The 26,189-nt window shown below is 39.2% G+C and carries 24 protein-coding genes, 1 other RNA gene and 6 pseudogenes; 4 read left to right on the forward strand and 27 right to left on the reverse strand.

The features are described 5' to 3' along the window. Positions 1-4 precede the first annotated feature (4 nt). Positions 5-1,441 carry a M23 family metallopeptidase gene (locus NYZ99_RS06410; RefSeq protein ID WP_338039351.1) on the reverse strand — a complete coding sequence of 479 codons (1,437 nt, stop codon included), beginning with the start codon at positions 1,439-1,441 and terminating at the stop codon, positions 5-7. Then, positions 1,368-1,697, reverse strand: a complete 330-nt coding sequence (locus tag NYZ99_RS21465; RefSeq protein ID WP_338039352.1) for a hypothetical protein — start codon at positions 1,695-1,697, stop codon at positions 1,368-1,370. Before NYZ99_RS21465 ends, NYZ99_RS06410 begins: the two co-directional genes overlap by 74 nt. A 191-nt stretch (positions 1,698-1,888) precedes the next feature. Between NYZ99_RS21465 and NYZ99_RS06415 the strand changes: the two genes are divergently transcribed. The 4 genes and pseudogenes from NYZ99_RS06415 (at position 1,889) to rny (ending at position 4,264) form a co-directional block, all read left to right on the forward strand. Beyond that, positions 1,889-2,179, forward strand: a complete 291-nt coding sequence (locus NYZ99_RS06415) for a hypothetical protein (RefSeq protein ID WP_260574481.1) — start codon at positions 1,889-1,891, stop codon at positions 2,177-2,179. A gap of 11 nt (positions 2,180-2,190) precedes the next feature. Next, the gene (locus NYZ99_RS06420) at positions 2,191-2,487 is read left to right on the forward strand and encodes a cell division protein ZapA (protein ID WP_260574482.1); all 297 of its coding nucleotides are present in this window, start codon (positions 2,191-2,193) and stop codon (positions 2,485-2,487) included. Between the two features lie 56 nt (positions 2,488-2,543). Next, a non-coding RNA gene (ssrS, locus tag NYZ99_RS06425) (6S RNA) lies at positions 2,544-2,653 on the forward strand. A gap of 44 nt (positions 2,654-2,697) precedes the next feature. Beyond that, positions 2,698-4,264, forward strand: a pseudogene (gene rny, locus NYZ99_RS06430) (ribonuclease Y). A 33-nt stretch (positions 4,265-4,297) separates the two neighbouring features. Here rny and NYZ99_RS06435 read toward each other — a convergent pair. The 25 genes and pseudogenes from NYZ99_RS06435 to NYZ99_RS06545 form a co-directional block, all read right to left on the reverse strand. Continuing rightward, the gene (locus NYZ99_RS06435; protein ID WP_260574483.1) at positions 4,298-4,657 is read right to left on the reverse strand and encodes a hypothetical protein; all 360 of its coding nucleotides are present in this window, start codon (positions 4,655-4,657) and stop codon (positions 4,298-4,300) included. 12 nt (positions 4,658-4,669) lie between these two features. After that, positions 4,670-5,278: a MarC family protein gene (locus NYZ99_RS06440; protein WP_260574484.1), complete on the reverse strand. Its 609-nt coding sequence runs from the start codon at positions 5,276-5,278 to the stop codon at positions 4,670-4,672. A gap of 1 nt (position 5,279) precedes the next feature. Beyond that, a complete protein-coding gene (locus tag NYZ99_RS06445) occupies positions 5,280-5,804 on the reverse strand; it encodes a DUF3124 domain-containing protein (RefSeq protein ID WP_260574485.1) in 525 nt (174 codons plus the stop codon). 70 nt (positions 5,805-5,874) lie between these two features. Further along, a complete protein-coding gene (locus tag NYZ99_RS21470; protein WP_338039492.1) occupies positions 5,875-6,312 on the reverse strand; it encodes a hypothetical protein in 438 nt (145 codons plus the stop codon). After that, positions 6,272-6,730: a DUF349 domain-containing protein gene (locus NYZ99_RS21475; RefSeq protein ID WP_338039353.1), complete on the reverse strand. Its 459-nt coding sequence runs from the start codon at positions 6,728-6,730 to the stop codon at positions 6,272-6,274. The genes NYZ99_RS21470 and NYZ99_RS21475 overlap by 41 nt, the downstream gene beginning before the upstream one ends. Beyond that, a complete protein-coding gene (locus NYZ99_RS21480; RefSeq protein ID WP_338039354.1) occupies positions 6,717-7,880 on the reverse strand; it encodes a DUF349 domain-containing protein in 1,164 nt (387 codons plus the stop codon). Before NYZ99_RS21480 ends, NYZ99_RS21475 begins: the two co-directional genes overlap by 14 nt. 144 nt (positions 7,881-8,024) lie before the next feature. Further along, positions 8,025-8,776: pseudogene (locus NYZ99_RS06455) on the reverse strand (shikimate dehydrogenase family protein). Next, positions 8,748-9,768: pseudogene (locus NYZ99_RS06460) on the reverse strand (DUF368 domain-containing protein). The pseudogenes NYZ99_RS06455 and NYZ99_RS06460 overlap by 29 nt, the downstream one beginning before the upstream one ends. Before the next feature lie 12 nt (positions 9,769-9,780). Then, positions 9,781-10,695, reverse strand: coding sequence for a polyprenyl-phosphate transporter (locus NYZ99_RS06465; protein WP_260574486.1), 915 nt, complete (start codon positions 10,693-10,695; stop codon positions 9,781-9,783). 19 nt (positions 10,696-10,714) lie between these two features. Then, positions 10,715-12,119 (reverse strand): annotated as a pseudogene (locus NYZ99_RS06470) (tetratricopeptide repeat protein). Positions 12,120-12,222: 103 nt separating this feature from the next. Then, a pseudogene (locus tag NYZ99_RS06475) lies at positions 12,223-13,399 on the reverse strand (aspartate aminotransferase family protein). Then, positions 13,396-15,074: pseudogene (locus tag NYZ99_RS06480) on the reverse strand (OstA-like protein). Before NYZ99_RS06480 ends, NYZ99_RS06475 begins: the two co-directional pseudogenes overlap by 4 nt. A 169-nt stretch (positions 15,075-15,243) precedes the next feature. Next, positions 15,244-15,390 (reverse strand): hypothetical protein, encoded by a 147-nt coding sequence (locus tag NYZ99_RS06485; RefSeq protein WP_260574487.1) that lies wholly within the window; start codon positions 15,388-15,390, stop codon positions 15,244-15,246. Between the two features lie 16 nt (positions 15,391-15,406). Beyond that, a complete protein-coding gene (locus tag NYZ99_RS06490; protein ID WP_260574488.1) occupies positions 15,407-15,694 on the reverse strand; it encodes a hypothetical protein in 288 nt (95 codons plus the stop codon). A 25-nt stretch (positions 15,695-15,719) separates the two neighbouring features. Continuing rightward, a complete protein-coding gene (locus NYZ99_RS06495; RefSeq protein ID WP_260574489.1) occupies positions 15,720-16,235 on the reverse strand; it encodes a hypothetical protein in 516 nt (171 codons plus the stop codon). Positions 16,236-16,485: 250 nt separating this feature from the next. Continuing rightward, a complete protein-coding gene (locus NYZ99_RS06500; protein WP_260574490.1) occupies positions 16,486-17,784 on the reverse strand; it encodes a DUF7133 domain-containing protein in 1,299 nt (432 codons plus the stop codon). After that, a complete protein-coding gene (locus NYZ99_RS06505) occupies positions 17,733-19,493 on the reverse strand; it encodes a PVC-type heme-binding CxxCH protein (protein WP_260574491.1) in 1,761 nt (586 codons plus the stop codon). The genes NYZ99_RS06500 and NYZ99_RS06505 overlap by 52 nt, the downstream gene beginning before the upstream one ends. Positions 19,494-19,726: 233 nt before the next feature. Then, positions 19,727-20,239: a hypothetical protein gene (locus tag NYZ99_RS06510; protein WP_260574492.1), complete on the reverse strand. Its 513-nt coding sequence runs from the start codon at positions 20,237-20,239 to the stop codon at positions 19,727-19,729. Between the two features lie 70 nt (positions 20,240-20,309). Further along, the gene (locus tag NYZ99_RS06515; RefSeq protein WP_260574493.1) at positions 20,310-20,591 is read right to left on the reverse strand and encodes a hypothetical protein; all 282 of its coding nucleotides are present in this window, start codon (positions 20,589-20,591) and stop codon (positions 20,310-20,312) included. Beyond that, positions 20,578-21,186 carry a Gfo/Idh/MocA family protein gene (locus tag NYZ99_RS06520; RefSeq protein ID WP_260574494.1) on the reverse strand — a complete coding sequence of 203 codons (609 nt, stop codon included), beginning with the start codon at positions 21,184-21,186 and terminating at the stop codon, positions 20,578-20,580. The genes NYZ99_RS06515 and NYZ99_RS06520 overlap by 14 nt, the downstream gene beginning before the upstream one ends. 22 nt (positions 21,187-21,208) lie before the next feature. Next, a complete protein-coding gene (locus NYZ99_RS06525) occupies positions 21,209-21,619 on the reverse strand; it encodes a 3-keto-disaccharide hydrolase (protein WP_260574495.1) in 411 nt (136 codons plus the stop codon). Further along, positions 21,564-22,019, reverse strand: a complete 456-nt coding sequence (locus NYZ99_RS06530; RefSeq protein ID WP_338039440.1) for a 3-keto-disaccharide hydrolase — start codon at positions 22,017-22,019, stop codon at positions 21,564-21,566. The genes NYZ99_RS06525 and NYZ99_RS06530 overlap by 56 nt, the downstream gene beginning before the upstream one ends. 163 nt (positions 22,020-22,182) lie before the next feature. Continuing rightward, the gene (locus NYZ99_RS06535; protein WP_260574496.1) at positions 22,183-23,454 is read right to left on the reverse strand and encodes an adenylosuccinate synthase; all 1,272 of its coding nucleotides are present in this window, start codon (positions 23,452-23,454) and stop codon (positions 22,183-22,185) included. Between the two features lie 19 nt (positions 23,455-23,473). Next, positions 23,474-23,929 carry a Fur family transcriptional regulator gene (locus NYZ99_RS06540; protein WP_260574497.1) on the reverse strand — a complete coding sequence of 152 codons (456 nt, stop codon included), beginning with the start codon at positions 23,927-23,929 and terminating at the stop codon, positions 23,474-23,476. A 48-nt stretch (positions 23,930-23,977) separates the two neighbouring features. Further along, complete coding sequence (locus tag NYZ99_RS06545; protein WP_260574498.1) at positions 23,978-26,182, reverse strand: RelA/SpoT family protein; 2,205 nt, start codon at positions 26,180-26,182, stop codon at positions 23,978-23,980. Positions 26,183-26,189: the final 7 nt, after the last annotated feature.

The following is a 26,189-nucleotide window of genomic DNA, read 5'->3' on the forward strand; positions in this document are numbered from 1 at the left end:
GACTTTAATTTCTATAAAAGGGAGTAGACAATTTACTCGTATTGCCCACATTATCAGTAACGGTAACTTCAAGTACACATTGCTTCTTATCCAAAATCTTATCGTCAAAATTATAGGTAAGTGTATTTGTTTTAGGCTCATATTCCATAAGAATCCATTCGCCGTTCAATTTAGCAGAATAAGTATCCACCCCACTTAAATCATCAGAGATATGTACGCTTAAGTATCTATAATTGTTAAGCCATTGTTTTTCCTTGAAATTTTTGGTTCGTATGATTGGAGGAACGGAATCCTTTGCCAAAGTATAAGTGCCAAGATCTCTTGTCCTTGCGGTAAAGGTGTTTCCACGCTTATAGGTATTTAAATGACTGGGGTTAAGTCTTTCGTCCAACCGTGCTATGAACATCTGTTTTCTTTCTTCTTCTGAATATTTGTCCACATCAAACGTGATGGTAAAATTCCGGTGTGCCGGTACCGTATTTCGGTGAATGGTAACGGTATCCTGTCCCTTTTTTAAATCGATATAAAAATCTTCATAAAAAGTATTCTCGGGAAAGTAAACCTTTGCTCCGCCCAAATCGAAGTTGTTGGGTTTTTTGGCGATGACGTAATAATCGGTCTTTTTGTCTTCCTTTTCAATTTTAATCTCCTCTTTTTTCCCTTCAACAGGTATATTTAGTGTAACCTTATTTCCCTTAAAATCGGAAATAAGAAGTTGAAGATTATAACTTAGACCCTCGTTCACGTCGATGACCCCATTATTATAAATTTCATTGTAAATGCTAAGGTAATTGCCAGGGGACTTGAAGGTTTTGTGAATTCTATCCCTATATCTACCAAAGTAATCGTAGTCTATTAGGGTATTGATGTATCGTGTTTCCCCAAAAGAAAAAGATTCAAAATCGTAAGAACAATACGTTTTGCCATTGACCGAAAGCGATACCGCATAGACCCCATTTTTATTTGCTGCCATGTCCAACCTATCAAAACCAACAAATCCAATTCCGATTTTCCCCGGAGCGTTGATAGGACTAGCCAAATAGGTGCCATCCGCTTGCCTACTAAAGTTGACCTGTACCTTTTCCTTGCTTTGGTTTACTTGGGAGTTTTCTGAAAGAGGGTATACAAATAGCTTTTCCAAAGTAGGATTGGTAGCATCGGGCACATCAATACCATAAAGGAATGGATTAGTGGGTTTTTCGGATATGCTGCTCCGTATTTCAAAGTGAAGGTGTGGGCCGGCTGATCCTCCAGTATTTCCGCTATAGGCAATAAGCTCTCCTTCTTCAATTTTTAGTTCGCCATAATCAGGGAAAGTTTCTACTTCATAGGATTTCTTATCATATTGTAGCTTCTTGACATATTCCTCAATTTTTGGGGAGAATTTCTGAAGATGTCCATATACGGAGGTGTATCCATTTGGATGAGCTATATAAAGCACCTTGCCGTATCCCCGAGAGAGAAACTTTTATTCTTGTAATAGTACCATCCGCAATACCATAAACTGGCAAGCCTTCCCGCTGCTGCGTTTTAATATCGATACCGCCATGGAAATGATTGGAACGTAATTCCCCAAAAGTACCTGCCAAAATCAGTGGAATGTCCAACGGAGATCTAAAGGCATCCTGTGGGTAGTTTTCCTGACCACGACCAAAAGTTGAAAATAATAAAATGAGTCCAAAGATAAATCTCTTCATAGCAGCATAAGTTGGTACGAAAATAAATAATAGGCTTCAATTCATGAAAGTTGAAGATGCGAAAAATATAAGAACAGCCACATCTCTTGTGTTTTGGGATGTTGTCTGAGTACCGATAAGAATATTTCTGAAAACTATTGCTAAGTCTATAAACGAATGTTAACTTTGTGTAAATCGCATCGAATTTTTGTATGGGCGAATTAATTCAAATCGTTGATTCCTTAGAGAATAAAATTAGCAAGTTACTCCATAGGTTGGAGGTTTTGGACAAGGCTAATAAGACGTTGGAGAATGAATTAAAACATATAAAATCCAATCAGGAAAGTGCACAGAAAACGGTGTCCGAATGGGAGGAGAAGTATAATTCGCTTAAACTAGCAAATTCAATGCTTGGCAGTAATACAAATAAAACAGAAGCTAAGCTTAAAATAAATACATTGATTAGGGAGTTGGACTATTGTATAGCGCAACTTTCAGAATAATGTAAAACTATATGTCTGAAAAGCTCAAAATAAAGCTCTCAATTGCGGATAGGATGTATCCATTAACTATAGACCCGAGCCAAGAAGAGGGTTTAAGAAAGGCGGCCAAAAATATTGATCAGTTGGCCAAAAAATTTGAGCAAAACTATGCTGTGCGCGATAAGCAGGATGTTTTGGCCATGTGCGCCTTGCAATTTGCTTCGAAAATAGAGCAGAAGGGTATAGAACAGACAAAGGGGACCAAAGAGGCGGAGGAGCGTTTAAAGGCTCTTACGGAATTGGTCAATTTGCAGCTTGCATCAAAATAAATACGTTCTTTTAAATACATTAAGTTACTGCCCACATTGGTAATATCTTTTGACGAACTCAACATTAATTAAGTTAAAAAGGGTGAGTTTAGATTGTAAAAGCAGGCCTTACAAGTATAAGGATCCTTGATCAGTCTGTTAGCCCTAAACCTGTTTATCGGAGTTTGTACAAAACTTCTCCAATGTGGGCTTTTTTTTAAATATAACACTATGGATAGTACAATGATTATAATAGCAGGTATTGTAGGTTTGGCCATTGGTTTTGCCATTGCCAAGTTTATGGAAAAGGGCAAGGCCTCCAAAACAATAGCCAATGCAAAGAAGGATGCGGCCCAAATTTTAAAGGAAGCAAATGTTGAGGGAGAGAATATTAAAAAAGATAAAATACTTCAGGCAAAGGAGAAATTTTTAGAGCTTAAGGCGGAGCATGAGAAGGTAATAATTGGAAAGGACAAAAAAATTGGTGAGGCTGAAAAAAGAACTAGGGACAAGGAATCCCAGGTGAGCAGTGAACTTGCCAAGAACAAGCAATTGAACGCCCAACTTGAAACCAAGATTAAGGAAGTGGAGCATAAGCAAGATTTCTTTGAAAAGAAACAAGCTGAGGTTGACAGGCTTCACAAAAGCCAAGTTCAGCAATTGGAGGTCATTTCCGGTTTATCCGCTGAGGAGGCCAAAAGTCAATTGATAGAAAGTTTAAGGGATACGGCCAAATCAGATGCCATGGGTTACATACAGACCACCTTGGAAGAGGCCAAACTTACCGCTCAACAGGAAGCTAGAAAAATAGTAATCAATACCATTCAAAGAATTGGTACGGAGGAAGCTGTTGAAAACTGCGTGTCCGTTTTTAATATAGAATCGGATGATGTAAAAGGACGTATCATAGGTAGGGAAGGAAGAAATATTAGGGCTTTGGAATCTGCCACAGGCGTAGAGATTATTGTAGACGATACGCCGAAGCTATAATTCTATCCTGTTTTGATTCCGTTAGAAGAGAGGTGGCCGGATTGTCTTTACACAAATTGGTTACCGATGGAAGAATACATCCGGCGAGAATTGAGGAGGTCGTTAAAAAGACCGAGAAACAGATTGAGGCAGAAATCGTTGAAATAGGAAAAAGAACTGTCATAGATTTGGGAATTCACGGCCTTCATCCGTAATTAATTAAAGCAGTAGGAAGGATGAAATATCGCTCCTCTTACGGACAGAACTTGTTGCAGCATTCGCGTGAAGTTGCCAAGTTGTGCGGTGTTATGGCGTCGGAATTAGGCCTAAATCCAAAAATTGCCAAAAGAGCAGGTTTATTACATGATATAGGTAAAGTTCCAAATACGGAGGCTGAGGTAGAAACTCCACACGCTATATTGGGCATGCAATGGGCGGAAAAGTATGGGGAAAAACCGAAGTATGCAACGCTATTGGAGCTCACCATGATGAAATAGAAATGAAAACTTTGATATCTCCTATCGTTCAGGTTTGTGATGCTATTAGCGGGGCACGTCCTGGAGCCAGGAGACAAGTATTGGACTCTTACATACAGCGTTTAAAGGATTTGGAAGAGATAGCGTTTGGGTTTGGCGGTGTACAGAAGGCATATGCGATACAGGCCGGACGTGAGCTAAGGGTCATAGTGGAAAGTGAAAAGGTAAGTGATGAGAAGGCGGCCCAATTGTCCTTTGAAATTTCGCAAAAGATACAAACGGACATGACCTATCCCGGACAGGTTAAGGTTACGGTCATCCGGGAAACAAGGGCTGTGAACGTTGCCAAATAAAAATGTTTATGGGAGCCTTTAAAGGTTTCCTTATTACTCTAGGAATTCCTTATTGATCCATATCAATAGGGAATTTTTCTCTTCTGAAGTAAGTATGTTATTTTTTCCTTTGGGCATTTTCTTTGTTACAAAGACCTGCTCGTTTATTTTGGGAATAAGATCATTCATGTTTTCCGGAGTAAAATTTTCAAGTCTTTTCTTGGAGGTATGGCAGAAATTGCATTTTAAATCTAACACGGCAAAAGCTTTCTGTTTTATAGAATCCTGATTTTCAATAGATATTCTCAATTGTGGTGGTTCCTTTAATACTTTTGGAGTAGTATATGTTCGGTTGCTAATGGTAAGGGAGGCCAAAAGGTAAAATTGAAAGATAAAAACCCCTGTTTTGAGCATAGCGGTTGCCTTCTAAAAGTGGAAAAAATCCTTTAAGCCGTCCAAGATACTCTGCACAGCGTAGGAAGCCAAAATAAGTCCCATTATCTTACTGATTACAGTGATTCCATATTCTCCAATTCTTTTTTGCACCATATTGGCGGCAAGTAATAACATACAGGTTAGGAATATAACTACCAAAACTAGTATGGTGGTAATTACCTGTTGATTTAGACTATATTTATGATTATCGGTCATCAAAACAACTGCCATGATAGCACCAGGCGATGCGATGCTTGGAATCGCCACGGGAAAAATGGTAACATGTTTGTAATCTGATATTAAGTGCTTTTCCGATTCAGGCTTGCCATCGCCAAAAATCATGGTCAACGCAAAAAGAAATAAAATTACACCTCCGTAAACTTGAAAGGCATTCAGGGAAATCTCCATTCCCTCAAGAATTAGTTGACCAATTACAATAAAAAACAAAAGAATTGAGAATGCCACAACAGAGGCCCTAACTGCAATCTTTCTTTTGTGGAACTTGTCAAAATGCTTGGTAGCCTCCAAATAAACTGGAACCGAACCTACAGGGTCAATTACGGCGATAAGAAAAAGGATGGTAGTTACTATTTCCTTCAAATTATTTTATTTGATGTCCTTGTGTAGTAAATGATAAACCTTGTTGCCCATAAGTGGAAATCATTACTGCCTCAAAAATAGGGGAGGTGCTTTGCGGTTCAATAGCCCAATCGAACATAAAATTAGCTCCAGTACCTCCTTTTTTGTCGAATTCTGCGATAACTATTTCTAACGTTTCCAATTCTGAAATTTCTATAGGTTTATTGACATAGGAATGTATTTTGTTCCCTTCCGTATCAAAATAGTCGGCCTTTAGAAGATAGAGCTTTCTTTTGTCATCTGTATTTCGCATACTGACCGTCGCCGTTAAATCAATAGAGGTATGCTCCGTGTAACTATATATTTGAGAATAAACGGATAGATAGGTCGTTCCGGTGATAAGTGAATCTTTTTGATCAAGATTAACCTCCTTGTTACTCCAATCAATTTTGGACAATGGTTCCTCTGATTTTTCTTTGCCGGAATTGCAGGCTATGAATCCGAATAAAAAAAGGAGAATTAAACTATTTGCAAGATGACTTTTCATATCTCGGATATTTTATTTGGACAGTAGAAACTAAGTTATGTAAAAGGCTAAGCCAAAAAGAGGTGTTTTTTTACTCTTCTTCTGTGGTATCATTTTCTACCTCGGCATCCTTTTCCAAGTTGTTCCTCAAAATATTCAGTTTTTTAAGTTTTGTTTTCCAAGAGTCCAAAGCCTCCTTGTGTTTTTCGACTCTATTTATAACATCTTGAACCAAAGGATTGTTTTCAGAATCATCAGAAAAAAATTGGAGGTTGTTCTCAAGCTGTCTTATTTCATTTTTACTTTCCTCGATTTTTTTCTTTATAAAACTACGCTCTTTATGAATGGCTATTTCTTGATTATCATCTTCCTTCAGCTTTTGTATTTTGTTCCCATATTTTAATAATTCAGATTCCTGGGGACTAATATTCATTTTGCTAAATAGGGCATCAATTATTTTATTAAACTTTTGATTGATGTTTTTTTGTTTAAAAGGAACATGGCCAATAACCTTCCATTCCTCCAACATTTTCTCGGATTGCCTTTATGTCGCTCTCTTTTTTGCCGCTAAGTTTAAACTCTCTTAGCTTGGAGAGTATGGACTCTTTTTTATTGAGGTTTTCCAATTCCTCTTTATAAGAATCATTTTTAGAGGCATGTAACCTGTCAAAGTAATGGTTACAGGCACTCTTAAACTCTTTCCAAAGCTTATCCGAGTATTTTCTAGGTACATGGCCAATTTTTTTCCATTCGCTCTGAATACGCTTCATTTCATTGGTAGTCGTATCAAAATCCTCGCTATCCTTTAAAGAAACTGCTATTTCCAGCAAAGCCCTTTTCTTATCCAGATTGTCTTGTTGGTCCTTTTTAATATTTTTATAAAATGCATTTTTATTACGATTGAAAGAACGTACGGCATTCTTAAATGAGGAATCACGTTCTTTCATTGTCTTTTTGAGGCACCTTGCCAGCCTTAAAAAAGAGTTCCCGGAGTTCCTCCAATTGTTTGATTTGCTTTTGAATGACTCGGTGGTTATTACCAACATTTTCTGATAGTTGTACGATTTCAGCAATGATCTCGTTTTTCTTTTCAAGATTTTTTTCACTGAGTATGTCCAATTCCTTAAAATACTCCTGTCTTCTTTCATGTATGGCCTTGGTCGCATTGCTAAAACGCTCCCAAACTTCTTCCCTATGCTCCTTGCCTACGGGGCCTATTTCCTCTTTCCGCATTTTATGTAGTACCTGAAGTTCTCTGAAAGCCTTGTTCAAATCAGGCTCAACGGCTAGAGCTTCGGCTCGATCCACAATCTTCAGCTTTTCCTCCGGATTATGTTTAAAGTCCAAATCCCTAAGTTCCCTATTCAGGTGTAGAAAATCATAAAAGATTTCAATATGATGGTGATACGTCCGCCACACATTGTTGTATTCCGCTCTTGGAACGGGATCGGCATTTCTCCAATTTTCTTGAATTTCCTTAAAAGTCTTATAGGTGGTGTTCATATCCTCTTCCACATTTACAAGACCCTTCAGGTTTTCAATAAGTTCTAATCTGTAAGCCAAATTTTCCTTATGGCTTTTCTCCAAATTTTTGTAATACTGATTTCTTTTTTCCTTGTAATCTGAATAGACCTCGTTGAACTGTCTTTTGGTGACAGAATTGTATCGAAAGTCAATTTCATTACCTCCATTGGCTACGAAATCCTCTTTCTTTTGTTCAATGAAGTCTTGAAATTTTAGATTGAACTCGTCCTTAATGGAATCCACATGTTTTCTAATGGCTTGGACTTTCTCGTTTCTAATAAGTCTTTGAAGTTCGCCAACGAGATTTTCCATGGACATGGAATGGTAGTCCAAAAAAGGAATTTCATGTCTTTTTTGAGTATCTGTGTCCTCGGCATCCTCGGCGTTGCTTTCGTCGATTTCGTCATGTACGTCTAATTCTTTTTCAGAATTGCTTTTATCGGATTCAGCACTTTCACCAACATCTTCAGTACTGGCTTCTTCCTTAACAGAATTCTCGACCTTGACAACTTCGGTTTTTTCCTCCGCTACTTTTTCTTCGGTAATTTTTTTATCGTTTTCTTCAGACATCATGGAAAATTAGGAGTTTACAAGATAGTGACAAGCTATATAACTGCAAAGTATATAGGATTTCTTTTTATCGACTATTAGAACAGTCGATTCACTGCAAATTGATGAATTATGAAATGCAGAAAGGTCTCTTTACGGAATCGAAATCTATTCATTCCAAATTTCCCAAGCCCTTTCTGCCTGTAGTTCTAACATTTTTAATCCATTTAGAGTACTGGCGCCTTTTGTTTCCCCCAATCTTAAGAACTCTGTTTTCTCCGGATTATAAATCAAATCGTACAGTAAATGTTTTGTGCCTAAATGTTGATATGGAATATCTGGTTTTTTTGAACATTGGGGAAAGTTCCTAATGGAGTGCAATTGATTACCAACAAGTGGTTATTTACTATTTCCTCCGATAGTTCTTCATAAGTAAATACATTTTTACTTGATGATCTTGAAACAAAGGTAAAGTCAATACCCAATTTTTTTAGTACAAAGGCTATGGCCTTGGACGCACCGCCCGTTCCCAGGATTAATGCATTAATATGGTGGTTTTGGAGTAACGGTTCCAAGGATTTTTGAAAGCCAAATGCGTCTGTATTAAAACCCTTTAGTTGATTCCCATTTATTTTAATAGTATTTACGGCGCCAATTTCTGCAGCCGAAGTATCCAGTTCGTTTAAATAGGGAATTACTTCCTGTTTGTAGGGAATGGTAACATTCAACCCTTTAAGATTTTCGGTTTCTGAAATGACCGATTTAAAATCCTCTATTGATTCTATATCAAAATTTTCATAACTATAGTTGTCGAGTCCAAGTTCGTTAAACTTTTTAGCAAAATATCCTCTTGAAAACGAGTAGGAGATATTTCTACCCACCAAACCAAATCTATGCAAATCTTTTCCTGTTTTTTCCATACCAATCCAAAAGTAACAATATGCTAATACCAATAACAATGAAAAAGAAGGCCCACCAGGTTTCTGATAACCCAATATTAGGGAGATACCGTTCGTAGTTCATGATGATTTCTTTACCGTTTGTATCCAAAAGAACATTACCATTGGCATCTTCCTTGAAAATTGTTTTTTTCCAAGGCCATACAACACCCAAAGAACCAGTAATAAACCCTAAAATAACTGCTGTGGAAATGTGCTTGTAATGTTTGAGCACATAGCTGAGAATATGGGATAAGGTCACCGGACCTGTCGCTGAACCCAATGTAAATACGGCCAGGATTTTCAAAGTCCTTAAACGTTCTTCATTAGAGGTGAAACTGAAGTCGCCCACTATAATTTCAGCGAATGTGTCATAAAGAGCATTCACTGAATCGACAAGGAGTAATACATAATTTCCCAGCAAAATTAGGATGAAAGATCCGGATAAGCCTGGAAGTGTCATTCCTGAGACACTAATCATACCACAGAAAAAAATAAATAGTAAATGGTCATTTTCCTTGGCAGGACTCAAAAAACTTATGGCAACCCCTACTGCAAGACCCAATAATGCAGCTGTTACCGTTTTTTTGATCCAATGGCCAAAATCCTTTCCTATGTAATAGATAGAACCTAAAATCATTCCAAAGAACGCTGCCCACACGTAGAGTTCCTTTTTTACCAAAAAGTAATCAAGCACCTTTGAAACGCTAAAATAGCTGACCAACATTCCAAAAATCAAAAGAGTAAGAAACGGACCATTTACATATCTGTAAAAGCTTTTGAACCTCCCACCGATCAAAAGTTTAAAAGCTTTGATATTTATTTTTTGAAGTGAATAGATGAACTCTTCATAGAATCCGGCCACAAAGGCTACAATACCACCGAGACACACCAGGAACTTTGTTTGCAGCTCCCATGCATAGGCCTTTGACAACTAAAAATAATTTATCCAGTAAAGTTCTAGTGTCGTTCATTTGGGACTTCGCTTACTTTTTGGAAGCTGTTCTTTCCAAGATAAAAATAAGGGAAAATCCTATGAAGGCGGCAATGATGGCGTATAATATTTGAGGGTCTCCGTTGTAATTAAATGGAGAAGTGTTGGTATCTATTATCACGGTTTTATCTCCAAATACTTTTGTTTCGATCACGCGTTTCCAAGGCCAAATTTTATTAAGAGACCCAAGAATAAACCCCGTTAATATAGCCAAGGTAATGTTCTTATAATGTGTGAACATCCATTTTAATAATCCGGCAAAACTTAAAAGTCCGAAAATTGCACCAAACCCTACTACTGCTATCACAGTAAAGTCTTTTTCATGTACCGCATCCAAAACCGTTTTGTACGAGCCAAGAAGAACCAATATAAAGGCCCCCGAAATACCGGGCAATATCATGGCACAAACGGCAAGGGCTCCGGATAAAAATAGAAATGGTAGACTTTCAATATTTTCGTTTGGCGGTAGTGTGGTGATATAATAGGCAATCAGAGCTCCCATTAATAGGGAGAATATAATTCCCAAATTCCAACGTTTAATTTCCTTGCCTACAAAAAAGACACTTGCCAAAACAAGTCCAAAAAAGAAAGACCATAGTAGAACTGGCTCGTTTTCCAATAACCAACTTACAAGTGTTGCCAAAGAAAAAAGGCTTATAAAAATTCCAGCAAATAGTGCAAGTAGAAAATTACCATTCACTACTGTCCAAACGGACTTAAATCCTTCGGTTTTCCAAGTTTTTAAAAGGCCGAGGTTTATGTTGTTAATAGCTGTAATAAGCTCTTCGTAAATGCCCGAGATAAAGGCTATTGTACCACCGGAAACACCAGGTACCACATCGGCGGCACCCATGGCAATACCCTTTAGGGTTACGAATATGTAATCTAAAAAATTCCTATTTCCCATACATCTTTGGAGTCAAACGTCAAGAAGCCTTTTTGTAGTTTGCTAAAATAGTATTAATCCATTCAGAATTACTGTATTGGGGAAATTGATTGTTGAAAAGATGAAGTTGTTTACGTTTTTTGTCCAATTTTAAGGCATCAAGAAGGCATATCCTGGCATTAATAAAGTCCTTTAAAATTAAATTGAAGCCTACTGATTTATAAATAATTTTTAGGTTTTTAGGATAAAATTCCCTCCCTTGAGCAAGAATCTGCAAAGCAGAAAGGGTATCCCCATTGATTTGTGCCACATCGGCCCATTTCAACCATGTATCCAATTCATAGTTTCCTAAATCGACCACCTGTTTGTAAGCGAAATCGGCCTGGTCGTAGTTTTCCAAGGCATAATTGATATTAGCACATTTTTTCCAGTATAATGGATTTTCTCCATCAATGTTCAATGCCTTGTTTATGTAATAAAGAGCCTTTTCGTAATTCTTGTTATTATAGTAAAAATTTGTGATGGCCAGCCAGCCCTTGTCAAGCAAGGGGTCTTCGTGTACGGTTTGGTAGAAATAGTACTTGGCCATTTCTTTATTTTTCAACTTTTCATAACACTTGCCAATTCGTAGAAATGCATGAGAAGTGGGATCTTCTATACTAATGGTAGTTTCATAGTTTTCAATGGCGTCCTGATATTTACCCAATTTTTCCAACACCTTGCCCTTTTCAAAATAGGCGCCAATGAAAGTGTCATCTGAAATAATCGCAAAATCAAAAGCAGTCAGGGCTTCCGGATACATTTGCTTCTCGTAATACTGTTTGCCCAATTGGTGCCATGCCACTTGACAATACGGATTTTTTTCCAAGTATTCGTTCAAGTAAAAAATAGCTCCATCATAGTCCTCCAAAAATTCAAAGCAATAAATCACGTTGTAGAGCGATGAATAATCCTCATTGTCGAACTCAACGCATCGCATAAAACTTTCCTTGGCCAATTTAAAATCGTCCATAAAAAGGTATTCCATGCCCAATAAGGAATAGATGTCAAAGGAATCGGAAGTGAGTTCCAATGCCTTCCAAAGAAGTGAAACCGCTGTGGCATGATCGTCCTTTTTTGAAAAGATATTAGCTCTTTGGATGTAAATTTCCTCATTGTTAGCATCCAATAACTCCAATTCATCCAATAACTTTTCAGCGTTTTCCAAATGGTTTTCAAACACTAACACTTCCACTTGAAGAAGTTTCAATTCAATGGAGCCCGGGTGTTGTTGTAAACCTATTTTGATACCTTTTTTGGCCGAGAGAAATTTTACCGTTGTTCAGATAGTGATGAACTATATCCTCAAAGTCCTCCGCGTCAAAAAAATAGACATCATCGGTCTTAAGCATAGATTCAAACTTGGTAATGGGCTTGTCAGGTCTTTCGTTAGATTCTAACGCCATAGGAACGTTTTGGTTAAACTATGGATTTAAAATTAAAGTTTTGTAGGGGCGCAACTCAACAAATACGTGCTATATTATTAACAAATTAGTTAACAAATTATTGTTAAAGTCTATCCAGTATGTCAAGAATAATCCTGCATCCCGTTTGAATTTCATCGTACGAAATGGTCAGGGGAGGGGATATGCGAACGGCTCTTTTTTCAAATAATAGCCAAAATAAAATAAGGTTGTTTTTTTTGGCCTCTAAAATCAATTGATCCGCTATTTGGGGATTTTCCATAATTAAGGCCAGCATAAGGCCTATTCCTCGTATCTCCTTAATTTTGGGATGTTTCAGGCTTTCCCTGAATATTTTTTCCTTTTTGAGGGTCTCCGATATCAAAGATGTTTCCAAGAGCACTTTTAAGGTTGCCATACCAGCAGCCGCTATTACGGGATTTCCCCCAAAAGTGGTAATATGTCCCATTTTAGGGCCATCGCTCAAGCTGTCCATGATAGTCCGGCTGGCAGTAAAGGCGCCGACTGGCATTCCGGAAGCCATTCCCTTTCCGATAACCAAAATATCCGGGGTACAATCAAAGTGCTCAAAGGCAAAAAGTTTTCCGATCCTGCCAAAACCAGGTTGAATTTCATCCAAAATTAATAGGGTACCCACCTCTTTACATCGTTCGCTTATTCTTTTCAAATAGTCATTTTACTGGTATAATAAAACCGGCGCCACCTTGAATGGTTTCGAGTACCACACAAGCCGTTTTTTGGGTAATCTGTTGTATATCCTCTTGATTGTTGAATTGGATATGAGTGACATCCGGAAGCAAGGGTCTAAAAGGTGCCTTCCGTTCTTCGTAGTCCATTAGGCTTAAACTGCCCATGGTGTTCCCATGATAGGCATTGTGAGCGGCTATAATCTGTGACCGACCCGTATAGCGTCCGGCCAATTTAAGTGCTCCCTCCATTGCTTCGGTACCCGAATTCACTAAATAGGTTACTTCGAGATTATCAGGTAGGTTTTGTTGAAGTAATTTGGTGTATTCCATAGCTGGGGACTGTGCATATTCCCCATATACCATCACGTGCATATATTTTTCTGCCTGTGCTTTAATGGCTTCAACTATTTTTGGGTGGCAATGCCCTAAGCTACATGCGGATACCCCGGCAACAAAATCTAAATGTGCATTTCCCTCCACATCATAGATGTAACTTCCCTTGGCATGGGAAATTTCCAACCCAAGAGGATAAAGTGAGGTCTGCGCTTGATATTTGAGGAAATCCTCTTTCATGAACAGTTTGTACTACTTTTTTGTGGAATTTTTGTTTCGGGATCGATAGCCTTGGTATTGGGGATGTTGTTGACTGGATCACTTTCGTTCTTGCTGCGTTCCTTTTCTTCGGCGTCAATATCAATGGGATTGTCTATACCCCTAATAGTGACCAATTCTATGTTGTTATCATCCTCATCAAAGATATCGTCCTTGGTCATTATGCGTTCATCGCCCCGCCAAATAAAACCTTGTAGAATTCTACTGTTTTCTCGGAAGTTCTGCCTCAGTATAAATAGTACCGTCCGGATTGGTGAAAAAAGTTAAATCTTCCACATCATTATTGGCCATGGTTATCCTAATGGCACTGCATATTGTTTTGTCTATGCCAATTAGTTCATCGTCATCATTGTACATATAATAAATTACCTCGGTATTTTGAACTAGGTCGATGATTTTCAGCTCGTTCTCAACAAATTGCCCATAAAGATTAATGCCTTTGGCCTGATTGTACCCTGTTTTGCTAATACTGTCCAAGGAAATAATAAAGGCATTTTGTAGCACCTTTAATGAGTCCAATTTTTCCGTTTCAAGATTGGAAATAAGGTGGATACTGTCCCCGGTCATCTGGTTGGCTCCATTCCATAAAATTGGATTCTTAATGAGTTGGGTGACGCCTGTTTTTTCTTCGGAATGTATGGAGTCGCACTTGCCGCTAAGGTCCTTCTTGAAAAATTTAGCATTTCTAAAAGCACGTGTAATTCGCTCCTCAGGTTTCCCGGTGACCATTAGTGTATCACCATGAACATAAAGCGAATCCAGTTCTTGCACTAGTATTGAAACGGCCCTTTTTGTGGCAAAAACGGAATCTTTTGCCTTGTGGACTTCAGCATAATGGGCTCGGATTACTCCATTATTTATTGTATCGGTGACGGTTATGTTGTTGGTAGCTGAGGCGAATTCCCTTGCCTTGTTAAAATAGACGCTATCCCCTTCAACGATGCGATTATTATAGTTGATTTTGGTATTTTTTATACCGTAGCCACTTTCAACTTTCGTGTCATAAAACCCCCGTTCACAATATATTTTATAGGTTTCCCCAACGATAGTCGACGGCCCGTACATATAAGCATTTTTGGAGGTAGTATAATAATCCAACTGTTCGGAATCCAAAATGTATTACGGGTTTTCAATATGAACACTATCCAAAAACTGATATTTTTTTAGCTCCATAAAGTACCGACCTATTTTACTGGTCAAGGTATTCGCTGAATCTATCACGGTGCCATTATCTTGATAGTATGCCTCCTGTTTAATACGGTCCAAACGAAGTGTATCCGTTTCCAAGGTCATGTCGGCATTTTTTAGAACAACATTGCCCCATGCCTTTGCCAGTTTTACATCCCCTTGATAATTGATTTTTTTAGCGGTCATCTCTACGGAATCCCCTTGCTTTAAAAGTACATTTCCAATCGCCTCCGAGACGGTTTTCTCGTTGAAAATAAATGGCTACATCACACCATAAATCGGCTCCTTGATGTTCAAATTGAACCTGTCTCTCATCTTTGCTAAAAATAGAAGCTCCTGGATATTCGGTTTCGTTTTTGGTGAAGTTGGCCCCATAAACAATGTTTATTTGCTTAGGCTCTTCAGAGGTTTCCTGAGAAAAAACGGAAAAGTTTACTAGAAGGAACAACGTCCCCAAGATGGTATGGCGCAACACTAATTTTTTTTCAAAAATAGGATTTTTAGGATTGGCCAACACATCCTTAGCATAGTTTTAGGATTCAATTGGAACCTAAACCACATTTTTGAACGATGCGGTTACCTGGAAAATAGCTCAATTCTAATTGAAGCCAGTAAAATTATTGTATGGATTGTGGTTTTCTATTCAACTTGTACTTTTGTCCAAATCCGGAATTATTGGGTTCGTACGGATTTGTCAATGTTACGTCCACGCCACTCGCTGGAATCTCATTCTCTTTTCCTAGGGCCCAAAAAATACCGTTCATCGCAATCTTCCTAACTTCACGGTAGTTTAAAATCGTAGGGATGGCCCAATGTTGTAAAAAAGACCCTTGCCTTTTTGCCGCTGCTACCAGTATAACTTTTTGTCCATGCAACAGGATTGGTCAGTGGGAATTTATCCAAGTTACCATCGATTTCATGTTGGGATTTGGTGGAATGACCTTTAAGAATAGGGTTCGAATCACCATATAGGTTCCAATCCCCGCCATCCACATGATATAGCCAAGAATAGGCCTCAAAGGGTGTGAATCCATTGAGGATGACATTGCTAGAGTCTATTGCGGTCACCTCCGTAACGGGAAATTTCCCATCATCAAAATGACCATGGTGAGTAATCCATTGTTGGCCAAATACTTTGGTAGGCCATTCGTTGTTCCAATATTCCGAGAGAAGGGTCTTCGTAATTAAAGGCGTGGGTAGCCGTTCTAAATCCTACAATGGGTTTTCCGGATTCCACATAATCGGCAATGTGGTTCCGCTCTTTCTCGGGCAGTTGACGAAAACGGGTAAAGATGACCATTAAATCGGCATCTTCCAAGGCTTCCAAATTAGATATATGGTCCAACCTGTTTGGGTCGATGATGCCAGTAGAGTCCAAGGCATAGCAGACTGTCACTTTTGCGTTCAATTCCCTTTTGGCAATGGAGGCCAGCATGGGCATGGATTCTTCGGAACGATATTCCTCATCCCCCGTGACAAACACAATATGTGGGGATTTTTCACTTTCTTCTTGCACCAATTGGGGCTCCTTTTTCTCTTCCTTGCACGCGAAGGCCAGTACCATTAAAGCTACTGCCAATAGGTGTCTGAAATTGATTCGTTCTTTCATACTTTTAAAATTAGGTTCATAGCTTTATTTTTAAACATTTCCTTTTATAAAGGTATTTAACTTACCATAACAAATCCCTCGATGAGGGTTTCATGGTCTTCATTTAAATATTATTTCATCTGTTTATTTTTTATTGTTTTTCAAAGGTCAGATGCAATTATTCACATTATTTTATTTTGATTACAAGGGTGTTCATGAATCTTTGATTTCGCCAATTACCATCTCAGTGTGCATTAAGACATATTATGGCTCATTTCATTGGATGTTCTTCCAACAATTCATCCGGGGTATAGAAATCATTTCGGTCCTTGGTGGCCTCTCGTATCTTTTTAACCGATTCGGGTTTTATGACTGATGCCTTATTACCGAATGCATTTCTTACATAGGTCAAAACTGCTGCGACCTCTTCGTCGTTCAATAATCCTTTGAATGGCATCATAGGAACCTGTCCTTCGTAATGATTTCCCATTACATCCATAGGTCCATACAGTCCATGTAGGGCCAATTTGATAAGTCTTTCTTCATCTCCGGTGACCCATTGTTGATTTACTAAAGTTGGATATCCCGCTTGTTGAAGCCCGGTACCACTTTCTTGGTGACAGGTAATGCAGTAGCCTTCGGTCTCATATATTTTCTTTCCTTGGGCAAATACCTCTAAATCCTCTCCCTCCAGGGTGGTGATAAGGTTTTCTTCTTCTGCGGTATCCAAAAAGTTTCCGGTAAGCCTTGTTTCGGCAAACTTGAAAGAGTCTTCCATCCACCGGTCTAAAGGATGTTTTCCTGCAACTTCTAATATTTCTAACCCATTCTCTTTTGGTAACCATGACGCGGCGGTTATCGCTTCTAAACGAACCCTGCCATGGGTATCGGCTGCTGCTGTTTTTAATAATTCTTGGGAATTTTCAAGTTGGTGTCCCATATACCTTAAAACCCTCACGGAAGCTGCACGTACTCTGTGGTCTTTAGACTTTAGTAGGTACTCGAGTAGGTTCTTGTCTATCTTATTTAAGCCCCAAGTTACCCACAAGGCTTCCAATCTATGATGTTCGTAGTTTTCGTCTTCCGTATCCAAGTTGGAAACCCAGGTTTGCAATTTTTCTAAAACTTCATCCGTATCCCTAGACCTCAACTCCCGTCGGGATCTATAACGGCTTCTGTATTCAGGAAGTTTTAAATTGTCCAATAGAACCTCTATAGATGCACCATCTATTTTAGCCGGTTCAACGAGCGGTCCGGAAGGATACGTGATCCTGTAGATTCTACCGTGCACATGGTCCCTCAATGGATCTCTTGCATTGTGTTGCATGTGTCCAATGAGTACATTGTGCCAATCGACCATATACAGGGAGCCATCTGGTGCAAACTCCATTTCCACAGGTCTAAAGTTTTTATCTGTACTGCTAATGAGATCTTGACGGTGCTTTGTTTTATAACCGGTACCATCTTCCATAACCTGATGCTGCTTCATCCCTAAAAAACCTATCGAATTGGCCAGTATCATATCTCCTTGGACATCATCCGGAAAGTGCCTACTTGAAATAAATTCCAAACCGAAGTAGGTCTAACCCGGTGTGCTTCCTCGATGAGGTCCTCGGTTAATGGAGATGCTACCCCATATATGGATTTTAAGGTACTGGGCATCATCCAGTTTACCGTAGGGCCGGATGTGTGTAGGAAAAAATCCTGACCCCATTCGTCAATTGCAATTCCCCAAGGATTTGGGATACTTACCTGAAGGGCACGCTCCAGCTTTTTTCGTTGGGGATTGTATCTATAAAAACCACCGTTGGTACCTCTTACAGATTCATAGGAAGTCTCTACATTCGTATGAAGAAATACTCCTTCTGCCATATAAAAGGCCCCGGAGGGATCGGCACAAAAAGCAGAAATGGCATGATGGGTATCATGATCGTCAAATCCACTTAGAACGATTTCAATTTTATCCGCCTTGTCATCTCCATCAGTATCCGTTAATAGTTTAAGGTTGGTGCCTTGACTAAGATAAACACCCTCGGGAGCAAACTCAAATCCAATGGGTAGGTGAAGACTGTCCGCAAAAACCGTTTGCCTATCTGCTTTTCCGTCCTTATCCGTATCCTCAAGAATAATCAATTTGTCATTGGGTTTGGCATCCCCAACGCGATAATGAGGATAGGAGGGAAGGGTGGCTACCCATAACCGACCTTTGTTGTCAAAAGAAATTTGTGCGGGATTGGCCAAATCGGGGAATTCTCTTTCTGATGCAAATAATTCCACTTTATATCCTTCTGGTACCGTAAGGGTTTCCAAAGCCTCTTCACCATACTTATAGGTAATCATCTCACCCTCGTCGGCCGGATTGTAATTTGTTTCTACTTCGGGCAGAACGGTGGTAGTTGCATCCGCTCTTGCAATGTCATAGTCTTTATTTTGTAATAGGGACCAAATTGCAGTATCCCTAATGGCCGTCATCTCTTTAACCTTTAATTTTTCATAGGGATAATTGTCCGGGCCGAAGGGATCATACCTCCTTCCATAGGCGTGTACACCGTTGGGAATCTTATAATCGTTATGCCAATAATAATTTTTTTCGTTCACCATTTTGTTGATGGACTTGCGTTTGGCTGTACTACCCACATTTGTGATACCCGTAAGCGTTTCCGCTAAAAAGGCCGCAAACTTTTCATACCCCTTTTCATTCATTTGGGAACCGTCTATTGTATAGTCCCCATTACCTCCAAACCATTCTAAAGTTGGAGTAAATACGTCAATAAAAGGCACTTGATTATTTGAGCTTACTTCCTTGATCGCCTGGGTATAGAGCCTCAAATTTTCATTTTCATTTTCGCCATTGGGAATATCCATTTTTTGGGAAAGGTTTTCGAAAGCGATGGGGGATACCAAAACTAGTTTTGGGCTATTTTTTCCATTGTAGGATTGGGCCTTGGTATGTTGAATGAAGGCTTCCAATTCTCCTTTAAAATTTTCCGGACCATCAGGATCTTGAAAAGATTCATTATATCCAAAGAACCCCAAGATAATATCAGTTTCTAATTGGGTTAACCATTCGTCGGGGCTGGGAAAAAAACCCTCACTACCGGAATTCCGGGCCAATTCGGTTTGAAATTTTTCTGCACCGGGAAATGCCCAAGGTGAGTTCCTTGAGGAATGAGGGCGAAAACCCGGAGTATTCCCGCCATCACACATATTTCTGATTTTTAACGAATCCTCCGGAAACCTCAATTGCATTTCGGTCTCAAAAAAACCATAATTAAGCATTCGGAACCTAGGTTGTTACCTATAAGAACGATACTGCTTTTAGGGTTGATTTCGACTAATGGTTCTTTTCGGTTTTCACATGAGAGTAGGGCGCCGAATCCAAGAGTTAATATGGAAAGAATTTTGTAGAAAAAGTTGAGTTTCATTGGTTGGATATAATTGCACTTAAATATAAACATAAAAAAGCCACTAGGATAAAGTGGCCTTTGTTTAGTTTAACGTTTATGTACTGTTTAGAAATCCCTATAATCACCGGCCAAATATTGATTGGCCTCCTCTTCGGCAAATTTTGCATTTTGGGCATCCCAATGTAATGTTTGATTGGGAAATTTACCGGCAATGACCCCTAGTAAAATAGTTTCGGTCAAACGGGAAGCGTAGGAAAAAGGAGCGCTACATTCCGCTTCTCCCAAACAGGCATCTACAAATTGATGGTAGTGTTTAGGTCCTTCAGAAGCATAGTCCCTAACGGGTTTCCCCATATTATTTGCCTTTTCTACCTGCGCAATTTCTTCGGAAATATCTACATATTCGCCATCCACTATTTTTTGGGGAAGTTGCATGAAGTGAGGCAGTAGAAGTCTTCCCTTATCACCCACGAACATAGCACCTTGCTCAGGAAGTTGCCCTGCTTCCGCAATTCCAGCGTCCAAAGATATTTTGTCTTCTTCGGATTCCTCTGAGTTGGACTTAGAGCTTTCTTCCTTATTGGCTGCGCTATTGGGTAATATTAAGTCCTCATGCATTTCCGGTGCTCCTGATCCATCATACCAAATCCATTTTAAGGATTCAGCAGTATGCGGGGTTCCTGGAAATTCATAGGTTACAATATTTTTTCTCGAAACCCAAACCCATCGGGTTCCCTACATTCGTTCTTAATAGTCCTAGGTACATCCAGTTCCGAGCGTTGTATGGAGTATCAAAGATATGAACGCCCATATCACCAAGAGTCCCACAACCATAATCTACCAATTTTCTCCAGTTACCTGGGTGATAAACCCCTTCTTTATAGGGTCGCTCTGCAGAGGTTCCCAACCAAAGATTCCAATTAAGCGATTCTGGAACGGGATCTGACCCTTCAGGTTCACGGGCCATCATATCCCCAATTTTTTGGAGACCAGGCATGTACCGTATGTACTTTACCAATGATGCCGGATTGAATCAACAATGTAGCTAATTTATAGTCATAAAAGGAATGTACTTGAATCCCCATTTGGGTAACCAGGCCTTTTTCCTCGGCCAATTTCTTCATTTCCCTAGCCTCCGAAACATAATGAGTCAAAGGTTTTTGGCAGTAAACAGGTTTGTTCATGTTCATGGCCATCATAGAGGCAGGTGCATGAGTATGGTCTCGAGTACTCACGATTACCGCATCTATTTCATCGCCAATTTCCTCAAGCATAACTCTATAATCTGTATAGGTTTTTGCATTTGGATGCAGTTTTTTTGCAGCCGCGAGGTTGTTTGCATCTACATCGCAAAGCGCGGTTACATCCACCTTGGCATGTGAGGAAATGTCCCTTAAGTCTTCCCCTCCCATATTGCCAACGCCAATATGTGCTGTTCTAAGTCTGGTTAATGGTGCTTCTGTCATTGCCTTTTGTTCTTCTTTGCAAGCAATAAAGATTGATGGCATAATCGCGGTGGAGGAGGCAAGTATGGCCGACTTCTTTAAAAATTCCCTTTTTTTCATCTGTTGTCTTTAGTTTAAGTTGTTAGGCCAGCAATAATTCGTCTAGGATAACCTTACGATCTACATGGGGTTCTAGACTCATTTCACTTATTCGGTCTATAGTTTTTTGATTTTGATATTGCGAAACCGAGATAGGGCTGGAATGGTCTTGGAGACCTATATACCCGGTTTTGTATTTTCCATAATCCTCGCTATTTTTCCATTTGTCCGAATTTTTTCTTTCATACCAATCTTCTGACCATGGAACGAAGGAGAGCACCATTTGACCATTTAACCAATGTTCCACCTTTTCAGGGGTAAAAACAATCTTGGTAGTATTCCATTCTCCAACAGGGTGCAGTATTTTTTTGCTGGCATCCGCTGCGTGCATAGCATAATCAGAGGCAGTTTGTTGTAACGGCTTTAATTCCTCCTGGCTTTTCTGTATATCCAAGACTTTTATTATAAGCGGTTAAATCATGTATTCTCGCATAGTTTTCATCATCTATCAATTGATATTCCGGTGATACTTCAGGTGGATCATCATATCCCTCCTTCAAATGATAAAAAATACCGCTATTGCCTCCTTCGGGTAATTTCCATTCAATATATAGTTCAAAGTTATCAAACTCTTCAGCACCATATATGATGTCTTTACCACCCGTATAATCCTGTTCCAATCCCAATTCGGTATCAAATGTCAGTGCGCCATCTTTGGCTATCCAACCAGGGGGTAATTCTGACCCGTTGTAGGCTCGCCATCCTTCTGTACTTTCACCGTCGAACAGAATAATCCATTCTTCAGCGGTTGCCTGTTCAACCGTTTCGGTTGAAGTTTCTTCTTTTTTTCTGATTTACAGGAAATCAATAATATGAATAGAAACGGGAGGAACTTTAGTTTATTCATTATATAATTTAGTTAGTTTTTTGGTTTGATTGGTAATTTAATAAAAAAAGGATAGCGATACTGACTTTTGTCAATACCGCTATCCTAAAATTTATGAATTCTACTTTTATTTACCTGTGAATCGTTTGGATCCTATCTCGCCCAACGGAAACAATTTTTATGGGTACTTCCAATTCCTTTTCTAAAAATACAATATAGTCCTTCAAAGCCTTTGGAAACTGTTCTTCTTTGCTCATTTTAGTCAAGTCCTCCGACCAGCCATCCATTTCTGTGTAAATGGGCGTTACGTTTTCAGCTTCGATATTAAAGGGTAGATGCTCTATTTTCCCTCCCTTATAGTTATAGGCCGTGCACACTTTAAGTTTTTCGAACCCACTAAGTACATCGCCCTTCATCATCATTAATTCAGTTACCCCGTTTATTCTTACGGCATATTTTAAGGCTACCAAATCCAACCATCCACATCTTCTTGGTCTTCCAGTAGTAGCGCCAAATTCATTTCCGACCCGTCCCATCGTTTCACCAACTTTGTCAAATAACTCCGTAGGGAATGATCCACTACCGACCCTTGTAGTATACGCCTTAAAAATTCCCTTTACCTCCTCAATTTGGTTTGGGGCAATTCCCAACCCTGTGCAGGCGCCGGCTGCAGTGGTATTAGAGGATGTTACATAAGGATAGGTTCCAAAATCAATATCCAATAAAGAACCTTGCGCTCCTTCAGCCAATATTTTTTTACCCGCTTTTTGGGCCTGGTAGAGATACTCTTCGCTGTCAATAAAGGTTAATTCCTTCAATTCCTTTACGGCCTTAAAGAAATCCGCTTCCAATTCCGCCAAGTCATATTGGATGTCCACGTCATAGAAATTGATCATGGCCTCATGCTTATTGGCAAGACTTCTGTATTTTTCTTTCCAATCATCCAATTCTAAATCTCCAATACGCATACCGTTCCGTCCCGTTTTATCCATATACGTAGGGCCGATTCCTTTTAGAGTAGAACCGATCTTTGCCTTCCCTTTGGCCGCTTCAGAAGCTGCATCTAACAATCGATGGGTAGGTAGGATAAGATGGGCTTTCCTGGAAATTAATAAAATTGATTTTATATCGAGGTCAAACTTCTTGAGGTTGTCTATTTCCTTTTTAAAAATTACTGGGTCAATGACCACACCGTTACCAACAATATTGATGGCATTTTTATGAAAAATACCTGATGGGATAGTATGTAATACGTGCTTTATGCCATCAAATTCCAATGTGTGACCGGCATTGGGGCCACCCTGAAAGCGGGCAATTATATCGTAATTTTTTGTGAGTACATCAACTATTTTCCCTTTTCCTTCGTCCCCCCATTGTAGGCCCAACAATAAATCTACTGCCATTTAAAATAAACTTGCTTGGTTAGTTATTTGTATTTTCTGATTTGTTTTTTACTCCATAAAAATAGAGCGAATGTGTGTTGATCTTAATGTCGAATACTTCCTCTATCGTTTTTTTGATCGATTGGATCCTTGGGTCGCAAAACTCCATAACTTCGCCAGTGTCCGTAAGGATTACGTGATCGTGTTGACGGTCAAAATATGATTTTTCGTATTGCGCTTGATTTTTACCGAACTGGTGTTTTCGAACTAATTTACAGTCCAATAATAGTTCAATGGTATTATATAAGGTAGCCCTACTTACACGATAATTTTTGTTCTTCATTTTTATGTAGAGCGACTCAATGTCGAAATGATCGTCATTATCATATATTTCTTGAAGAATTGCATAGCGTTCAGGCGTTTTTCTGTGCCCATTATCTTCCAAAAAAGAAGTGAAGACGTTTTTTACTATTTCCTGATTCTTATCAGAAGTCATATAATCCACATTAATGTGCAAAGGTACAGTTAAATTTTAATTCCTTTTCTAAAGTCGGGTCACTTTGTCTATACCATTTATTTGTTGCAGGTTTTCCGTGAGTCTATTGAGGATTCCCTTATTTTTAACGACCACGGTTATTCTACCTGTGAATGTGCCACCGTCCGTGCTAAAGTTGAGGTTTCGCATATTCACGTGCATGTTATCGGAAATGACTTCTGTAATCTCACTTACGAGACCAAGATTGTCAATACCTGTTAATTGAATATCAGCCTTAAATTCTTCTTGGGAGGAATCTACCCATTTTGCACTAATGATTCTGTAGGCATAATTGGATTGAAGGGAAATAGCATTGGGACAATTTTTTTTGTGCACCTTTATCCCTTCCGATACACTGACAAAACCGAAAACGTCATCACCGGGAATAGGATTACAGCATTGCGATAGTTTATAATCCAATTTTTCCTCTTCTTTACCAAAAACCAAAAGATCATATTTGGAAGTAATCTCTTCCCTATCGATATCTTCGGGGGCTGGAGTCCTTCTGATCCTATTTTTGAAGAAGCTTATAAATGCATTGCTATAGGACGAGGCAAAATCCCTAATCATTTGGTTGTCTATGGAGCCTATGCCCACCCTATAGAACAGGTCAAGACTGGTCTTTAACTTAAAAAAGGTGACCATTTTGTTTATGGAATCCTCGTTCAAGGTAATTTTTTGGGATTTTAATTTTCTTCTTAAAATCTCCTTGCCTTCCTCCGCGACAGATTTCTTTTCTTCCCTTAGTACCGATTTTATCTTGGACCTTGCCCTTGCTGTTGTGGCATAATCCAACCAGTTTTGGTTGGGCTTAGCTTGGTCTGAGGTTATGATTTCTACCTGGTCACCACTGTGTAAAGTGGTATTTAATGGCACCAATTTTCCATTAACCTTCGCACCCCTTGTTCTCATCCCCACCTCGGTATGGATGTTAAATGAAAAATCCAGTGGGGTGGCACCCTTCGGTAATGATTTTAATTCTCCTTTGGGGGTGAATACGAAAATTTCCTTGGAATAGAGATTTAGCTTGAACTCTTCAACAAAATCAACAGCGTTTGAATTGGAGTTTTCCAAAGCCTCTTGTAACTTGTTCAGCCAGACTTCAATCCCCTGTTCTTTTTGGTCTCCATGTTTGTATTTAAAGTGAGCGGCATACCCTTTCTCGGCAATCTCATGCATACGCTCACTCCTGATTTGTACTTCCACCCATTTTCCTTTTGGACCCATTACGGTTATATGGAGCGCTTCATACCCAGTAGATTTTGGAGAAGATATCCAATCCCGTAATCGTACTGGATTGGGCGTAAAGTGATCCGTTACTATGGAATATATTTTCCATGCCAAAAACTTTTCGTTCTTGGCATCTGATTTATAAATAATGCGAATAGCGAACTTATCATAGATTTCATCAAAACCTACATTTTGTGCCTTCATTTTCCGCCGCATGGAGAAAATGGATTTCATTCGGCCTTTGATATAATAATTAAGACCTTCCTGTTTTAAGGAGTTATCAATGACCTCGGAAAATGCGTCGATATAGGCTTGTTGCTCTTCCTTGCTTTCTTCGATCTTACTTTTGATATCATTATAGACCTCGGGTTCGGTGTACTTTAAACTTAGGTCCTCCAGTTCAGTTTTTATATTGTATAGCCCTATTCTATGAGCCAAAGGGGCATAGATGTACAAGGTCTCTGAAGCTATTTTGACCTGTTTATGCTCGGGCATGGAGTCCATGGTGAGCATGTTATGATAGCGATCGGCGATTTTAATAATGATAACCCTAACGTCATCATTTAGGGTCAACAGCATTTTCCTAAAATTCTCCGCTTGTTGGGAGATGTTCATATCCTTTTTTAGGTGGGATATTTTGGTAAGTCCATCTACAATACGAGCTACGGTTTCCCCGAACATTCTATCAATATCATCCAAAGTGTACTGTGTATCCTCGACTACATCATGCAAGAGGGCGGAGGCAATACTTACCGCGTCCAAACCAATTTCAGAAGCTACTATTTTGGCTACGGCAATAGGATGAAACACATAAGCCTCCCTGCATTTCCTCCGCTGATCTTTATGGGCATCTACTGCGACTTCAAAGGCACTACGTATTAGTTTTTTGTCATCCTCGGATAGTGTTTGATAACTAATGCGCAGAAGTTCCTTATACTCCTGTGCTATTAACTTGTTCTCCTTTTCTATTGCGGCCTGTGTCATACTAGAT

Origin of the sequence: Maribacter litopenaei, assembly GCF_025244665.1 — a bacterium.
GTDB classification, from domain to species: Bacteria; Bacteroidota; Bacteroidia; order Flavobacteriales; family Flavobacteriaceae; genus Maribacter; species Maribacter litopenaei.

Bases quoted from the DNA above. Each gene is read 5' to 3' on its own strand.
- NYZ99_RS21465 (WP_338039352.1), bottom strand. From the start codon at position 1,697: ATGAAGAGATTTATCTTTGGACTCATTTTATTATTTTCAACTTTTGGT.
- NYZ99_RS06415 (WP_260574481.1), top strand. From the start codon at position 1,889: ATGGGCGAATTAATTCAAATCGTTGATTCCTTAGAGAATAAAATTAGC.
- NYZ99_RS06420 (WP_260574482.1), top strand. From the start codon at position 2,191: ATGTCTGAAAAGCTCAAAATAAAGCTCTCAATTGCGGATAGGATGTAT.
- NYZ99_RS06435 (WP_260574483.1), bottom strand. From the start codon at position 4,657: ATGCTCAAAACAGGGGTTTTTATCTTTCAATTTTACCTTTTGGCCTCC.
- NYZ99_RS06445 (WP_260574485.1), bottom strand. From the start codon at position 5,804: ATGAAAAGTCATCTTGCAAATAGTTTAATTCTCCTTTTTTTATTCGGA.
- NYZ99_RS21470 (WP_338039492.1), bottom strand. From the start codon at position 6,312: ATGTTGGAGGAATGGAAGGTTATTGGCCATGTTCCTTTTAAACAAAAA.
- NYZ99_RS21475 (WP_338039353.1), bottom strand. From the start codon at position 6,730: ATGAAAGAACGTGATTCCTCATTTAAGAATGCCGTACGTTCTTTCAAT.
- NYZ99_RS21480 (WP_338039354.1), bottom strand. From the start codon at position 7,880: ATGATGTCTGAAGAAAACGATAAAAAAATTACCGAAGAAAAAGTAGCG.
- NYZ99_RS06465 (WP_260574486.1), bottom strand. From the start codon at position 10,695: ATGGGAAATAGGAATTTTTTAGATTACATATTCGTAACCCTAAAGGGT.
- NYZ99_RS06485 (WP_260574487.1), bottom strand. From the start codon at position 15,390: ATGAACGGTATTTTTTGGGCCCTAGGAAAAGAGAATGAGATTCCAGCG.
- NYZ99_RS06495 (WP_260574489.1), bottom strand. From the start codon at position 16,235: ATGAAAGAACGAATCAATTTCAGACACCTATTGGCAGTAGCTTTAATG.
- NYZ99_RS06505 (WP_260574491.1), bottom strand. From the start codon at position 19,493: ATGCTTAATTATGGTTTTTTTGAGACCGAAATGCAATTGAGGTTTCCG.
- NYZ99_RS06510 (WP_260574492.1), bottom strand. From the start codon at position 20,239: ATGCATGAGGACTTAATATTACCCAATAGCGCAGCCAATAAGGAAGAA.
- NYZ99_RS06515 (WP_260574493.1), bottom strand. From the start codon at position 20,591: ATGATGGCCCGTGAACCTGAAGGGTCAGATCCCGTTCCAGAATCGCTT.
- NYZ99_RS06520 (WP_260574494.1), bottom strand. From the start codon at position 21,186: ATGAAAAAAAGGGAATTTTTAAAGAAGTCGGCCATACTTGCCTCCTCC.
- NYZ99_RS06535 (WP_260574496.1), bottom strand. From the start codon at position 23,454: ATGGCAGTAGATTTATTGTTGGGCCTACAATGGGGGGACGAAGGAAAA.
- NYZ99_RS06540 (WP_260574497.1), bottom strand. From the start codon at position 23,929: ATGACTTCTGATAAGAATCAGGAAATAGTAAAAAACGTCTTCACTTCT.
- NYZ99_RS06545 (WP_260574498.1), bottom strand. From the start codon at position 26,182: ATGACACAGGCCGCAATAGAAAAGGAGAACAAGTTAATAGCACAGGAG.